The 12,238-nt window shown below is 57.8% G+C and carries 22 protein-coding genes; all 22 read left to right on the top strand.

Annotated features, from left to right (window positions below; genetic code table 11):
- Positions 1-12 precede the first annotated feature (12 nt).
- The 22 genes from fusA (at position 13) to rpmD (ending at position 12,238) form a co-directional block, all read left to right on the top strand.
- On the top strand, positions 13-2,130 hold the full coding sequence (gene fusA / locus CDPAHKCJ_RS12280; RefSeq protein WP_166020050.1) for an elongation factor G: 2,118 nt from the start codon (positions 13-15) through the stop codon (positions 2,128-2,130).
- A gap of 29 nt (positions 2,131-2,159) precedes the next feature.
- A complete protein-coding gene (gene tuf / locus CDPAHKCJ_RS12285) occupies positions 2,160-3,353 on the top strand; it encodes an elongation factor Tu (RefSeq protein WP_054556900.1) in 1,194 nt (397 codons plus the stop codon).
- A gap of 148 nt (positions 3,354-3,501) precedes the next feature.
- Positions 3,502-3,813 (top strand): 30S ribosomal protein S10, encoded by a 312-nt coding sequence (gene rpsJ / locus CDPAHKCJ_RS12290; RefSeq protein ID WP_024950650.1) that lies wholly within the window; start codon positions 3,502-3,504, stop codon positions 3,811-3,813.
- Between the two features lie 146 nt (positions 3,814-3,959).
- Positions 3,960-4,598 carry a 50S ribosomal protein L3 gene (rplC, locus tag CDPAHKCJ_RS12295; protein ID WP_024950651.1) on the top strand — a complete coding sequence of 213 codons (639 nt, stop codon included), beginning with the start codon at positions 3,960-3,962 and terminating at the stop codon, positions 4,596-4,598.
- Positions 4,599-4,611: 13 nt separating this feature from the next.
- On the top strand, positions 4,612-5,217 hold the full coding sequence (gene rplD, locus CDPAHKCJ_RS12300; protein WP_054556901.1) for a 50S ribosomal protein L4: 606 nt from the start codon (positions 4,612-4,614) through the stop codon (positions 5,215-5,217).
- Entirely contained in the window at positions 5,214-5,510 is a 297-nt protein-coding gene (rplW, locus tag CDPAHKCJ_RS12305) for a 50S ribosomal protein L23 (RefSeq protein ID WP_043334865.1), read from the top strand. Before rplD ends, rplW begins: the two co-directional genes overlap by 4 nt.
- 16 nt (positions 5,511-5,526) lie before the next feature.
- Positions 5,527-6,354, top strand: a complete 828-nt coding sequence (rplB, locus tag CDPAHKCJ_RS12310) for a 50S ribosomal protein L2 (protein ID WP_043334862.1) — start codon at positions 5,527-5,529, stop codon at positions 6,352-6,354.
- Positions 6,355-6,376: 22 nt separating this feature from the next.
- Positions 6,377-6,652 (top strand): 30S ribosomal protein S19, encoded by a 276-nt coding sequence (gene rpsS / locus CDPAHKCJ_RS12315; protein WP_024950655.1) that lies wholly within the window; start codon positions 6,377-6,379, stop codon positions 6,650-6,652.
- 19 nt (positions 6,653-6,671) lie between these two features.
- Positions 6,672-7,004, top strand: coding sequence for a 50S ribosomal protein L22 (gene rplV, locus CDPAHKCJ_RS12320; RefSeq protein ID WP_043334859.1), 333 nt, complete (start codon positions 6,672-6,674; stop codon positions 7,002-7,004).
- Between the two features lie 10 nt (positions 7,005-7,014).
- The gene (gene rpsC / locus CDPAHKCJ_RS12325) at positions 7,015-7,707 is read left to right on the top strand and encodes a 30S ribosomal protein S3 (RefSeq protein ID WP_043334856.1); all 693 of its coding nucleotides are present in this window, start codon (positions 7,015-7,017) and stop codon (positions 7,705-7,707) included.
- Positions 7,708-7,718: 11 nt separating this feature from the next.
- A complete protein-coding gene (rplP, locus tag CDPAHKCJ_RS12330) occupies positions 7,719-8,132 on the top strand; it encodes a 50S ribosomal protein L16 (protein ID WP_043334854.1) in 414 nt (137 codons plus the stop codon).
- The gene (gene rpmC / locus CDPAHKCJ_RS12335) at positions 8,132-8,323 is read left to right on the top strand and encodes a 50S ribosomal protein L29 (RefSeq protein WP_024950659.1); all 192 of its coding nucleotides are present in this window, start codon (positions 8,132-8,134) and stop codon (positions 8,321-8,323) included. The genes rplP and rpmC overlap by 1 nt, the downstream gene beginning before the upstream one ends.
- Before the next feature lies 1 nt (position 8,324).
- Complete coding sequence (rpsQ, locus tag CDPAHKCJ_RS12340; RefSeq protein WP_043334852.1) at positions 8,325-8,585, top strand: 30S ribosomal protein S17; 261 nt, start codon at positions 8,325-8,327, stop codon at positions 8,583-8,585.
- Positions 8,586-8,635: 50 nt separating this feature from the next.
- Positions 8,636-9,007, top strand: a complete 372-nt coding sequence (gene rplN, locus CDPAHKCJ_RS12345) for a 50S ribosomal protein L14 (RefSeq protein WP_043334850.1) — start codon at positions 8,636-8,638, stop codon at positions 9,005-9,007.
- Positions 9,008-9,022: 15 nt separating this feature from the next.
- On the top strand, positions 9,023-9,340 hold the full coding sequence (gene rplX, locus CDPAHKCJ_RS12350) for a 50S ribosomal protein L24 (RefSeq protein WP_043334846.1): 318 nt from the start codon (positions 9,023-9,025) through the stop codon (positions 9,338-9,340).
- Between the two features lie 17 nt (positions 9,341-9,357).
- The gene (gene rplE / locus CDPAHKCJ_RS12355; protein ID WP_043334844.1) at positions 9,358-9,897 is read left to right on the top strand and encodes a 50S ribosomal protein L5; all 540 of its coding nucleotides are present in this window, start codon (positions 9,358-9,360) and stop codon (positions 9,895-9,897) included.
- Positions 9,898-9,906: 9 nt separating this feature from the next.
- On the top strand, positions 9,907-10,212 hold the full coding sequence (gene rpsN / locus CDPAHKCJ_RS12360) for a 30S ribosomal protein S14 (RefSeq protein WP_043334842.1): 306 nt from the start codon (positions 9,907-9,909) through the stop codon (positions 10,210-10,212).
- Positions 10,213-10,244: 32 nt separating this feature from the next.
- Positions 10,245-10,637, top strand: a complete 393-nt coding sequence (gene rpsH, locus CDPAHKCJ_RS12365; RefSeq protein WP_043334840.1) for a 30S ribosomal protein S8 — start codon at positions 10,245-10,247, stop codon at positions 10,635-10,637.
- Positions 10,638-10,646: 9 nt separating this feature from the next.
- Positions 10,647-11,177 carry a 50S ribosomal protein L6 gene (gene rplF / locus CDPAHKCJ_RS12370; RefSeq protein WP_166020051.1) on the top strand — a complete coding sequence of 177 codons (531 nt, stop codon included), beginning with the start codon at positions 10,647-10,649 and terminating at the stop codon, positions 11,175-11,177.
- Between the two features lie 9 nt (positions 11,178-11,186).
- Positions 11,187-11,537 carry a 50S ribosomal protein L18 gene (rplR, locus tag CDPAHKCJ_RS12375; protein WP_024950667.1) on the top strand — a complete coding sequence of 117 codons (351 nt, stop codon included), beginning with the start codon at positions 11,187-11,189 and terminating at the stop codon, positions 11,535-11,537.
- An 11-nt stretch (positions 11,538-11,548) separates the two neighbouring features.
- A complete protein-coding gene (rpsE, locus tag CDPAHKCJ_RS12380; protein WP_054556902.1) occupies positions 11,549-12,049 on the top strand; it encodes a 30S ribosomal protein S5 in 501 nt (166 codons plus the stop codon).
- A gap of 6 nt (positions 12,050-12,055) precedes the next feature.
- A complete protein-coding gene (gene rpmD / locus CDPAHKCJ_RS12385; RefSeq protein WP_024950669.1) occupies positions 12,056-12,238 on the top strand; it encodes a 50S ribosomal protein L30 in 183 nt (60 codons plus the stop codon).

Below are 12,238 nucleotides of genomic sequence, written 5' to 3' on the forward strand. Positions count from 1 at the left end.
GGGATACTCACCGTGGCACGCAAGACTCCACTTAAGCGTTACCGCAATATCGGTATCTGTGCCCACGTCGACGCCGGTAAGACTACCACTACCGAGCGCGTCCTGTTCTATACCGGCCTGTCTCACAAGGTCGGCGAAGTCCACGATGGTGCTGCCACCATGGACTGGATGGAGCAGGAGCAGGAACGTGGCATCACGATCACCTCTGCGGCGACCACCTGCTTCTGGCAGGGCATGAACAAGCAGTTCGACGAGCACCGTATCAACATCATCGATACTCCGGGGCACGTTGACTTCACTGTTGAAGTCGAGCGTTCACTGCGTGTTCTCGATGGCGCGGTCGTGGTGCTGTGTGGTTCTTCCGGTGTCCAGCCGCAGACAGAGACTGTCTGGCGTCAGGCCAACCGTTACGAAGTTCCGCGCATGATCTTCGTCAACAAGATGGACCGCGCTGGCGCGGACTTCTTCATGGTCGTCGAGCAGGTGCGCAAGCGCCTGGGCGCGAACGCCGTCCCGATCCAGATCAACTGGGGTGCGGAAGACGAGTTCAAGGGCGTCATCGACCTGATCAAGATGAAGGCCATTGTCTGGGACGAAGACAATCACGGCATGAACTACGAGCTGATCGACATTCCGGCCGAGCTGCAAGATACAGCTGCCGAATGGCGTGAACACATGCTCGAGTCTGCTGCTGAAGCGTCCGAAGAGCTGATGGACAAGTACCTTGAAGAAGGCGAGCTGTCCGAGGAAGAAGTCAAGGCTGCGCTGCGTCAGCGTACCCTGGCCAACGAAATCTGCCTCGTGACCTGTGGTTCTGCCTTCAAGAACAAGGGTGTCCAGGCGGTTCTGGATGCGGTCATCGAATACATGCCGTCTCCGCTTGAAGTCAAGGCCATCGAAGGTGAGCTTGACGACAAGGACGGTACCATCGAGACCCGCGAAGCTGACGACAAGGCTCCGTTCGCGGCGCTGGCGTTCAAGATCGCGACCGATCCGTTCGTTGGTACCCTGACCTTCATCCGCGTCTACTCGGGCGTGCTGAAGTCTGGTGATGGCGTCTTCAACTCCGTCAAGAGCAAGAAGGAGCGTGTCGGTCGTATCGTCCAGATGCACTCCAACTCTCGTGAGGAGATCAAGGAGGTCTATGCTGGCGATATCGCCGCATGTATCGGTCTGAAAGACGTGACCACCGGTGACACCCTGTGTGACCCGGATCACAAGATCGTGCTTGAGCGCATGGAATTCCCTGAGCCGGTCATCTCCGTCGCCGTCGAGCCGAAGTCCAAGGCAGACCAGGAAAAGATGGGTGTTGCACTGGGCAAGCTGGCCCAGGAAGATCCGTCCTTCCGCGTCGAGACCGACGAAGAGTCTGGTCAGACCATCATCTCCGGTATGGGTGAGCTTCACCTGGACATCCTCGTCGACCGCATGCGTCGTGAGTTCAATGTCGAGGCGAACATCGGCAAGCCGCAGGTGGCTTACCGTGAGACCATCCGTACCAAGGTCGAGCAGGAAGGCAAGTTCGTTCGTCAGTCTGGCGGTCGTGGTCAGTTTGGTCACGTCTGGCTGCGCATTGAGCCTCTCACTGCAGAGGACAAGGGCGAAGACGAAGAAATGACCTTCAAGTTCGAGTCCGAGATCGTCGGTGGTGCGGTTCCGAAGGAATACGTGCCGGCCGTCGAGAAGGGCGCCGCTGAGCAGCTCAAGAATGGTGTCATCGCCGGTTATCCGATGATCGACGTCAAGGTCACGCTGTTCGATGGTTCCTACCACGACGTCGACTCCAACGAGACTGCGTTCAAGGTCGCCTCTTCCATGGCGATCAAGGCCGGTGCCCCGAAAGCGGGTGCAGTGCTGCTTGAGCCGCTCATGAAAGTCGAAGTCGTCACGCCTGAAGATTTCATGGGTGACGTCATGGGCGACCTGAACCGTCGTCGTGGCCTCGTTCAGGGCATGGATGATTCTTCCACTGGCAAGATCATCAATGCACTGGTGCCGCTGGGTGAGATGTTCGGTTATGCGACCGACCTGCGCTCACAGACCCAGGGCCGCGCAAGCTACTCCATGGAGTTTGCGAAATACGACGAAGCACCGAACAGCATCGTCGAAGCCGTCATCAATCAGAAGTAACCGATTAGCTAACGAAAGAGGTTATAGCAGTGGCTAAGGAAAAATTTGAGCGTTCGAAGCCGCACGTCAACGTCGGCACCATTGGTCACGTCGATCACGGCAAGACCACTCTGACTGCGGCTCTGACTCGCGTCTCTGCAGAAGTCTTCGGTGGTGACGCGCGTGCGTTTGACTCCATCGATAATGCCCCGGAAGAGCGTGAGCGTGGTATCACCATCTCCACCGCTCACGTGGAATACCAGTCCGAAGAGCGCCACTACGCGCACGTCGACTGCCCGGGTCACGCCGACTACGTCAAGAACATGATCACCGGTGCTGCCCAGATGGACGGCGCTATCCTGGTCTGTTCCGCTGCTGACGGCCCCATGCCGCAGACTCGCGAGCACATCCTGCTGTCCCGTCAGGTCGGCGTTCCGTTCATCGTTGTCTTCCTGAACAAGGCTGACATGGTCGATGACGAAGAGCTGCTCGAGCTGGTCGAGATGGAAGTTCGTGAACTCCTGAGCGAGTACGACTTCCCGGGCGACGACACTCCGATCATCATCGGCTCTGCCCTGATGGCTCTGGAAGGCAAGGACGACAACGGCATGGGTACTACCGCCGTTGCCAACCTGATCAAGGCCCTGGATGCGTACATCCCGGAGCCGGAGCGTGCTATCGACCAGCCGTTCCTGATGCCGATCGAAGACGTCTTCTCCATCTCTGGCCGCGGTACCGTCGTCACTGGCCGTATCGAGCGTGGTCTGGTCAAGACTGGCGAAGAGATCGAGATCATCGGCGTGCGTGACACCACCAAGACTACCGTTACCGGTGTCGAGATGTTCCGCAAGCTGCTGGACGAAGGTCGTGCTGGCGAAAACGTCGGCGCCCTGCTGCGCGGCACCAAGCGTGATGACGTCGAGCGTGGCCAGGTTCTGGCCAAGCCGGGCTCCATCAAGCCGCACACCAAGTTCGAAGCCGAAGTCTACGTCCTGTCCAAGGAAGAAGGCGGTCGTCACACTCCGTTCTTCAAAGGCTATCGTCCGCAGTTCTACTTCCGTACCACTGACATCACTGGTACCTGTGAGCTGCCGGAAGGCGTCGAGATGGTCATGCCGGGCGACAACGTCCAGATGGTCGTGTCTCTGATCGCTCCGATCGCCATGGAAGATGGTCTGCGTTTCGCTATCCGTGAAGGCGGTCGTACCGTCGGCGCTGGCGTCGTGGCCAAAATCGTCGAGTAAGGTTCTCCTTACCTGACACAGAAGGGGGGCCCTGATGGGCCCCCTTTTCTCGCATGTTTGACACCTGATGTCAGTCTGCCTATAATGCGCATCCTTTGAATGCGTGGGTGACGGCCTACGCCGTCGACATCCATTGGAGTTTTGGGCAATGCAAAACCAGAAGATTCGCATCCGGTTGAAAGCATTCGACCACCGTCTGATCGACCAGTCCTCTGCAGAGATCGTTGAAACTGCAAAGCGTACCGGTGCTCAGGTTCGTGGCCCGATCCCGCTGCCGACCCGTCGCGAGCGTTACACCATCCTGGTCTCTCCGCACGTCAACAAGGACGCGCGTGACCAGTATGAGATTCGTACCCACAAGCGCGTTCTCGACATCGTCGAGCCGACAGAGAAGACTGTCGACGCGCTGATGAAGCTTGACCTGGCTGCCGGTGTGGACGTCCAGATCAAGGTTGACTGATACCTCACTAGTCACTGCGGCCCAGCGCTCTCACTGATAGAGCAGCAGCCGCCACGCCGGGATGGCGTCATACAATGTGCTAGTGGAATGCTCTGGAAAGGGCAGCCATAGCGGGTGACAGCCCCGTACACTAAAGGAGACTGAACATGTCTATCGGTTTAGTCGGTAAGAAGGCCGGGATGACCCGTGTCTTCACCGAAGCTGGCGCCTCTGTGCCGGTTACCGTGATTGAAGTTGAGCCGAACCGCATCGTGACCATCAAGTCTCTCGAGACTGACGGCTACAATGCTATTCAGGTGACAACTGGCTCTCGTAAAGCCAAGCACCTCACCAAGGCAACTGCTGGTCAGTATGCCAAGGCGGGTGTTGAGGCTGGCCGTACCCTGATGGAATTCCGCCTGAACGAAGGCGATGAAGCTCCTGCAGTGGGCGGCGAACTCACCGTATCCCTCTTTGAAGCTGGTCAAAAGATTGACGTGACCGGCACCTCCAAGGGTAAAGGTTTCCAGGGCGCAGTTAAGCGCTGGAACTTCCGCACCCAAGACGCTACCCACGGTAACTCACTGTCGCACCGCGCGCCGGGTTCCATCGGTAACTGTCAGACCCCGGGCCGCGTCTTCAAAGGTAAGAAGATGGCTGGCCAGATGGGCAACGTCCGTTCCACCGTCCAGAGCCTGGAAGTGGTCCGCGTCGACGCTGAACGCAATCTTCTGCTGGTCAAGGGTGCCGTTCCAGGTGCTCCGGGCGGCGAAGTGATCGTGCGTTCCGCTGTGAAAGCTCGCTGAGGGGAATTAACCGATGAATCTTAATCTTGCAGGTGCAGGCGGCGCAGTAGACGTCTCCGATGCCACCTTTGGTAAGGACTTCAACGAGGCTCTGGTTCACCAGGTCGTCACCGCCTATCTGGCTGGTGCACGTCAAGGTACCGTGGCTCAGAAGACCCGTTCTGACGTGTCCGGCGGTGGCAAGAAGCCGTGGCGTCAGAAAGGTACTGGTCGTGCACGTGCCGGTACCATCCGTTCCCCGCTGTGGCGTTCTGGCGGTGTGACCTTTGCAGCGCGTCCTCAGGACCACTCGCACAAGGTCAACCGCAAGATGTATCGCGCTGCCATGCGTTCCATCCTGTCCGAGCTGGTCCGTCAGGATCGCCTGGTCGCGGTCGACGCTATCAGCGTCGAAGCTCCGAAGACCAAGCTGCTGATCGCCAAGCTCCAGGAACTGGGCCTTGAGAAAGCGCTGATCGTCACTGAAGAGCAGGACGTCAACCTGTACCTGGCCGCGCGCAACATCCCGTATGTTGACGTCGTCAATGTCGCTGGCGCTGACCCGGTCAGCCTCGTCGGTTACGACAAGGTGCTGATGACTGTCGCTGCCCTGCGCAAGTTCGAGGAGAACCTGGGATGAATCAGGAACGCGTATTCAAGGTCCTGCTTGGTCCTCACATGACCGAGAAGGCCGCGGTCGCTGCCGAGAACAACCAGTACGTGTTCAAGGTTGCCAGCGACGCGACAAAGCCCGAAATCAAGAAAGCCGTCGAAGCGCTGTTTGGTAAGAAAGTCGATCGTGTTCAGGTTCTGAACATGAAAGGCAAGACCAAGCGCACCGCTCGCGGTGTTGGTCGTCGCGCTGGTTATCGCAAGGCCTATGTAACTCTGGCCGCCGGCGAGACCATCGAAGACTTCTCTGGCGCCGAGTAAGGCAGGAGTACGGAACATGGCAATTGTTAAGACAAAACCTACCTCCGCCGGTCGCCGCCACCTGGTAAAGGTCGTCAATGACGAGCTTTTCAAAGGTCGCGCGTACGCTCCGCTGCTTGAAAAGCAGTCAAAGTCCGGTGGTCGTAACAATAATGGTCGCATCACTACTCGCCACATCGGCGGTGGTCATCGTCACCATTACCGTCTGGTCGATTTCAAGCGCAACAAGGATGGCATTCCGGCCATCGTTGAGCGTCTGGAGTACGATCCGAACCGTAGCGCGAACATCGCGCTGGTGAAGTACCTTGACGGCGAACGTCGCTACATCATTGCACCGAAAGGTGTCTCTGCTGGCGATCGTCTCGAGTCTGGTGTTAACGCACCGATCAAGAAAGGCAACGCTCTGCCGCTGCGCAATGTCCCGGTGGGTTCCACCGTTCACTGTGTAGAGCTGAAGCCAGGCAAGGGCGCCCAGATCGCTCGTAGTGCAGGTACCAGTGCCCAGGTCGTGGCACGTGACGGTAACTACACCACGCTGCGTCTGCGCTCTGGCGAGATGCGTAAGGTGCTGTCCGAATGCCGTGCAACTCTCGGCGAAGTGGGCAACTCCGAGCACAGCCTCCGTCAACTGGGCAAGGCCGGTGCTAAGCGTTGGAGAGGCGTGCGCCCGACTGTTCGCGGTGTCGCGATGAACCCGGTCGATCACCCGCATGGTGGTGGTGAAGGTCGTACCTCTGGTGGCCGTCACCCGGTCAGCCCGTGGGGCGTCCCGACCAAGGGTCACAAGACTCGCAAGAACAAGCGCACCGATAAGCTTATCGTCCGTCGCCGCAAGGCCAAGTAACAGATATTGAGGGGTAACGGCTGTGCCACGTTCACTGAAGAAAGGTCCTTTTATTGACCTTCATCTGCTGAAGAAGGTTGAGACAGCAGTGGAAAAGAACGACCGCAAACCGATCAAGACCTGGTCGCGTCGTTCCATGATCCTGCCGAACATGGTCGGGCTCACCATTGCCGTCCATAACGGTCGCCAGCATGTCCCGGTTCTCGTTTCTGAGGAAATGGTCGGTCACAAGCTCGGCGAGTTTGCTGCCACCCGCACATACCGCGGGCACGCTGCAGATAAAAAAGCCAAACGGTAAGCCAGAGAGGATTTAAGAGATGGAAGTAGCTGCTAAGCTGCGCGGCGCTCGTTTATCCGCCCAGAAGGCCCGTTTGGTGGCTGACCAGGTGCGCGGTAAGCCGGTCGCCGAGGCGCTGAATCTGCTCGCTTTCTCACCGAAGAAGGCCGCGAAGATTGTTCGCAAGGTTCTGCAGTCCGCGATCGCGAATGCGGAAGAAAACAACGGCATGGACATTGACGAGCTTCGCGTCTCGACTATCTGTGTCGACGAGGGCATGACGCTCAAGCGCATCCAGCCACGTGCCAAAGGCCGTGCGGATCGTATCTTGAAGCGCACTTGTCATATCACCGTCAAGGTAGCCGAGAAGTAGGAGACGACCAATGGGTCAGAAAGTTAATCCGACAGGTTTCCGACTGGGTATTGTCAAGGATCATACCTCTGTCTGGTACGCCGAAGGCGCTACCTATGCCGACAAACTGAACAACGATCTGCAGGTGCGTGGATTCCTGGAAGAGCGTCTGAAAAGCGCTTCCGTGAGCCGCATCAGCATCGAGCGTCCGGCAAACAACGCCCGTATTACCATTCACACTGCCCGTCCGGGTATCGTGATCGGTAAGAAAGGTGAAGATGTCGACCGCCTTCGTCGTGAAGTTTCCGAGATGATGGGCGTTCCCGTCCACATCAACATCGAGGAGATTCGCAAGCCGGAACTCGATGCCAAGCTGGTTGCTGCCAATGTGGCAGGTCAGCTCGAGCGTCGTGTCATGTTCCGTCGTGCGATGAAGCGTGCTGTGCAGAACGCAATGCGTCTGGGCGCCAAGGGCATCAAGATTCAGCTCTCTGGTCGTCTCGGCGGTGCCGAAATCGCCCGTACCGAATGGTACCGCGAAGGCCGCGTTCCGCTTCACACCCTGCGTGCTGACATTGATTACTCCACCTTCGAAGCTCACACCACCTACGGCATCATTGGTGTCAAGGTCTGGATCTTCAAAGGCGAGATCCTCGGTGGCATCGAAGAGGTGCGAGCCAAGGCGAAGCAGCCCGCGTCCGCACCCAAGAAGAAAGGCAAGTAAGGGGGTAATCGATGTTACAGCCCAAGCGTATGAAATTCCGCAAGATGCAGAAAGGTCGCAACCGTGGCCTGGCGCATCGCGGAAGCAAGGTAAGCTTTGGTGAGTTTGGCCTGAAAGCCACCGGCCGTGGTCGTATCACCGCTCGTCAGATCGAAGCTGGCCGTCGTGCCATCACCCGTCACGTCAAGCGTGGCGGTAAGATCTGGATCCGTGTCTTCCCAGACAAGCCGATCTCCAACAAGCCGTTGGAAGTTCGTATGGGTAAAGGTAAGGGTTCTGTCGAGTACTGGGTCGCTCAGATCCAGCCCGGCAAGGTCCTCTACGAGATCGAAGGTGTATCCGAAGAGCTGGCCCGTGAAGCATTTAGCCTGGCCGCTATGAAGATGCCGATCTCCACCACCTTTGTTAAGCGGACGGTGATGTGATGAAAGCCCAAGAACTCCGTGAAAAGTCAGTCGAGGCGCTCCAGGAGCAGTTGTTCGAACTGCTGCGTGAGCAATTCAATCTGCGCATGCAGAAGGCAACAGGCCAGCTGAGCCAGGTTCACCTGCTCAAGCAGACTCGTCGCCAAATTGCTCAGGTTAAGACTGTGCTCAACCAGAAGTCAGGTGAGTAAAATGGCCGAAGAAACTAAAGCACGCACACTCACCGGCAAGGTGGTGAGTGACAAGATGGAAAAATCCATCGTTGTCATGGTCGAGCGCCGTGAGCGTCACCCGATCTATGGCAAGTACCTGAGACGCTCCACCAAGCTGCACGCCCATGATGAGGCGAATCAGGCTCGGATCGGTGACACCGTCTCTATCGCCGAGACTCGTCCGCTGTCCAAGAAGAAAGCCTGGACCCTGGTCGAGGTGGTTGAACAGGCCAAGGGTTAATCCCTAGGCCAGTTCCCACCAGGCAGTCAGATTAGGTTTGGAGAAAACCGATGATTCAGACTCAGACAATGCTGGATGTCGCCGACAACAGTGGCGCGCGCCGGGTGCAATGCATCAAGGTGCTGGGTGGTTCACACCGCCGTTACGCTCGTGTTGGAGACATCATCAAGGTCACCGTCAAAGAAGCTATCCCGCGTGGCAAGGTCAAGAAAGGCCAGGTCATGAAGGCAGTGGTCGTTCGTACCAAAGCCGGTGTCCGTCGTAATGACGGTTCCGTGATCCGCTTCGACGGTAATGCGGCCGTTCTGTTGAACAACACCAACGAACAGCCGATCGGTACCCGTATCTTCGGCCCGGTTACCCGTGAACTTCGCAGTGAGAAGTTCATGAAGATCATTTCCCTGGCGCCCGAAGTGCTGTAAGGAGCGGAAGCGGATATGCAAAAGATCAAACGTGACGATGAAGTCATCGTCATCGCCGGGAAGGACAAGGGCAAGCGCGGTACCATCAGCAAGGTGCTGAAAGGTGAGCGTCTGCTCGTGTCCGGTGTGAATATGATCAAGCGTCACACCAAGCCCAACCCGATGCTGGGCACCCAGGGGGGTATCGTCGAGCGCGAGGCTCCGATTCACGCGTCCAACGTGGCCATCTTCAACCAGGAGACCGGCAAGGCGGATCGTGTCGGAATCCAGGTACAGGAAGACGGTACTAAGGTACGCATCTTTAAGTCGACTCAGAAGCTGATCGACGCCTAACGCGAGTCGGGTACAACATGGCGAACTTGAAAGAACGTTATCAGAACGAAGTGGCCGCCCAGCTTAAAGAGCAGTTCGGCTACGCCAATGTGATGCAGGTTCCCCGCATCACCAAGGTGACCCTGAACATGGGTATCGGTGAAGCCACCGCTGACAAGAAGCTGATCGACAACGCGTTTGCCGATCTCCAGATGCTTTCTGGTCAGAAGCCCATCGTCACCAAGGCACGCAAGTCCATCGCTGGCTTCAAGGTCCGCGAAGGATGGCCGATCGGTGTTAAGGTGACCCTGCGCAGCGATCGTATGTGGGACTTCCTGGACCGTCTCGTGAACGTGGCTATCCCGCGCGTTCGTGACTTCCGTGGTCTGAACCCGAAGTCCTTCGATGGCCGTGGAAACTACTCCATGGGTGTGCGTGAGCAGATCATCTTCCCGGAGATCGAGTATGATAAGATCGACCGGATTCGTGGCCTGGACATCACCATCACCACTAGCGCCAACACCGATGATGAAGGTCGTGCGTTGCTGGGCGCGCTGAACTTCCCGTTCAAGAAATAAGGGTGGATCATGGCAAAGAAAAGCATGGTTGAGCGCGAGCTCAAGCGCACCAAGCTGGTCGCTAAGTACGCCGCCAAACGCGACGCACTGAAGACCATCATCAACGACGTCAACGCTTCTGAAGAAGAGCGCTTCGACGCACAGCTGAAGCTGCAGCAGCTGCCGCGTGATGCCAGCCCGGTCCGTCAGCGTAACCGCTGCCGTATCACTGGCCGTCCGCACGGCTACTACAACAAGTTCGGCCTGAGCCGCAACAAGCTGCGTGAAGCCGCTATGCGTGGTGACGTGCCTGGTCTGACCAAGTCCAGCTGGTAACACCACTGCAAGAATTCAGGAGCGCAACGTAAATGAGCATGCAAGACACTCTGGCGGATATGTTCACTCGTATCCGCAATGCGCAGATGGCCACCAAGGAGACGGTTACCATGCCGTCTTCCAAGCTCAAGGTTGAAGTGGCCCGCGTATTGAAGGAAGAGGGTTATATTTCCGAGTTTGCCGTCGCAGAAGGCGCCAAGCCGGAACTGACCGTGACCCTCAAGTACTTCGAAGGCAAGTCGGTTATCGAGAGCATCAAGCGTATTTCCAAGCCGTCCCTGCGCCAGTACAAAGGCAAGGGTGAGCTTCCGAAAGTCGCAGATGGCCTGGGTATTGCGATCGTTTCCACCTCCCGGGGCGTGATGACCGATCGTGCGGCCCGTCAAGCTGGTGTCGGCGGCGAAGTCCTCTGCACCGTATTCTAGGAGTTTGGAATGTCCCGCGTAGCCAAGTATCCGGTTAAATTGCCGAACGGCGTCGAGGCAAAGCTCGACGGCGACAAGCTGACCGTGAAGGGCAGCAAAGGCCAGCTGGAACTGACCGTCCACCAGGACGTGGTCATCTCTATGGAAGAAGGTCAGATGACCTTCGCTCCGTCCGAGACCGCCAAGAACTGGGCAATGGTTGGTACCACTCGTGCTCTGGTCAACAACATGGTGTCTGGTGTTTCCGAAGGCTTCACCAAGTCTCTGGAAATCAATGGTGTGGGTTATCGTGCCCAGGCCAAAGGCCAGACAATCAACCTGACACTGGGCTTCTCACACCCGGTCGACTATGAACTGCCGGCAAGTGTTACGGCTGAAACGCCGAAGAACACTCAGATCGTCCTCACGTCTGCTGACAAGCAGGCTTTGGGTCAGGTCGCCGCAGAGATTCGCGCATTCCGTCCGCCGGAGCCCTACAAGGGCAAAGGTATTCGGTACAGCGACGAAGTCGTCCGTCGTAAAGAAGCCAAGAAGAAGTAAGGCAGGGTTATGAACGCGAAGAAAGAATCTCGTCTCCGTCGTGCCCGCCGCGCTCGTGCGAAAATCCGCGAGCTGGGCGTGTTTCGCCTGTGCGTGAACCGCACCCCGCGTCACATCTACGCGCAGATCATCTCGCCGGATGGCGGCCAGGTCCTGGCCACCGCATCCACGCTCGACAAGAGCCTGCGCGAAGGTTCTACCGGTAACTCGGACTCCGCCGCCAAGGTGGGTGCTCTGATTGCCGAGCGCGCGAAGGAAGCGGGTATCAAGCAAGTGGCTTTCGATCGCTCCGGGTACAAGTACCACGGTCGCGTGAAGGCCCTGGCCGATGCCGCACGTGAAGGCGGCCTGGAATTCTAAAGGGTTTTACGATGGCGAATATCGAACAGAAGGGCGGTGACCTGCAAGAGAAGCTCGTGCAGATCAACCGCGTCGCCAAGGTAGTCAAGGGCGGCCGTATCTTCGGTTTCACCGCTCTGACTGTCGTTGGTGACGGCAATGGTCGTGTTGGCTTCGGCCGTGGCAAGGCGCGTGAAGTGCCGGTCGCGATCCAGAAGGCAATGGACCAAGCTCGTCGCAACATGATCAAGGTTGACCTGAAGGGCCACACCCTGCAGTACCCGGTGAAGGCTCGTCACGGCGCATCCAAGATCTACATGCAGCCAGCGTCCGAAGGTACCGGCATCATTGCCGGCGGTGCGATGCGTTCCGTGCTCGAACTGGCAGGCGTCCATGACGTCCTGGCCAAGTGCTACGGTTCCACCAATCCGGTCAACGTGGTGCGCGCGACCATCAACGGTCTCGCTGCCATGAAATCTCCGGAAGACATCGCCGCCAAGCGTGGCCTGTCTGTCGACAAGATTGCGGGGTAAGGCACCATGGCAGCTAAGATCACGGTAACCCAGATCCGCAGCACCATCGGCGTCCTCGAAAAGCACAAGGCCACTATGAAAGGTCTTGGCCTGCGCCGCATCGGTCACACTGTCGAGCTGGAAGACACCCCCGCGGTACGCGGCATGATCAACAAGGTTCACTACCTTGTCCGTGTTGAGGGAGAGTAA

Source organism: Cobetia sp. MB87, from assembly GCF_011319755.1.
In the GTDB taxonomy this organism is placed as follows: Bacteria; Pseudomonadota; Gammaproteobacteria; order Pseudomonadales; family Halomonadaceae; genus Cobetia.

Coding starts and splice junctions, on each gene's coding strand:
- rpsJ (WP_024950650.1), top strand. CDS start 3,502: ATGCAAAACCAGAAGATTCGCATCCGGTTGAAAGCATTCGACCACCGT.
- rplC (WP_024950651.1), top strand. CDS start 3,960: ATGTCTATCGGTTTAGTCGGTAAGAAGGCCGGGATGACCCGTGTCTTC.
- rplD (WP_054556901.1), top strand. CDS start 4,612: ATGAATCTTAATCTTGCAGGTGCAGGCGGCGCAGTAGACGTCTCCGAT.
- rplW (WP_043334865.1), top strand. CDS start 5,214: ATGAATCAGGAACGCGTATTCAAGGTCCTGCTTGGTCCTCACATGACC.
- rplB (WP_043334862.1), top strand. CDS start 5,527: ATGGCAATTGTTAAGACAAAACCTACCTCCGCCGGTCGCCGCCACCTG.
- rplV (WP_043334859.1), top strand. CDS start 6,672: ATGGAAGTAGCTGCTAAGCTGCGCGGCGCTCGTTTATCCGCCCAGAAG.
- rpsC (WP_043334856.1), top strand. CDS start 7,015: ATGGGTCAGAAAGTTAATCCGACAGGTTTCCGACTGGGTATTGTCAAG.
- rplP (WP_043334854.1), top strand. CDS start 7,719: ATGTTACAGCCCAAGCGTATGAAATTCCGCAAGATGCAGAAAGGTCGC.
- rpmC (WP_024950659.1), top strand. CDS start 8,132: ATGAAAGCCCAAGAACTCCGTGAAAAGTCAGTCGAGGCGCTCCAGGAG.
- rpsQ (WP_043334852.1), top strand. CDS start 8,325: ATGGCCGAAGAAACTAAAGCACGCACACTCACCGGCAAGGTGGTGAGT.
- rplN (WP_043334850.1), top strand. CDS start 8,636: ATGATTCAGACTCAGACAATGCTGGATGTCGCCGACAACAGTGGCGCG.
- rplX (WP_043334846.1), top strand. CDS start 9,023: ATGCAAAAGATCAAACGTGACGATGAAGTCATCGTCATCGCCGGGAAG.
- rplE (WP_043334844.1), top strand. CDS start 9,358: ATGGCGAACTTGAAAGAACGTTATCAGAACGAAGTGGCCGCCCAGCTT.
- rpsN (WP_043334842.1), top strand. CDS start 9,907: ATGGCAAAGAAAAGCATGGTTGAGCGCGAGCTCAAGCGCACCAAGCTG.
- rpsH (WP_043334840.1), top strand. CDS start 10,245: ATGAGCATGCAAGACACTCTGGCGGATATGTTCACTCGTATCCGCAAT.
- rplF (WP_166020051.1), top strand. CDS start 10,647: ATGTCCCGCGTAGCCAAGTATCCGGTTAAATTGCCGAACGGCGTCGAG.
- rplR (WP_024950667.1), top strand. CDS start 11,187: ATGAACGCGAAGAAAGAATCTCGTCTCCGTCGTGCCCGCCGCGCTCGT.
- rpsE (WP_054556902.1), top strand. CDS start 11,549: ATGGCGAATATCGAACAGAAGGGCGGTGACCTGCAAGAGAAGCTCGTG.
- rpmD (WP_024950669.1), top strand. CDS start 12,056: ATGGCAGCTAAGATCACGGTAACCCAGATCCGCAGCACCATCGGCGTC.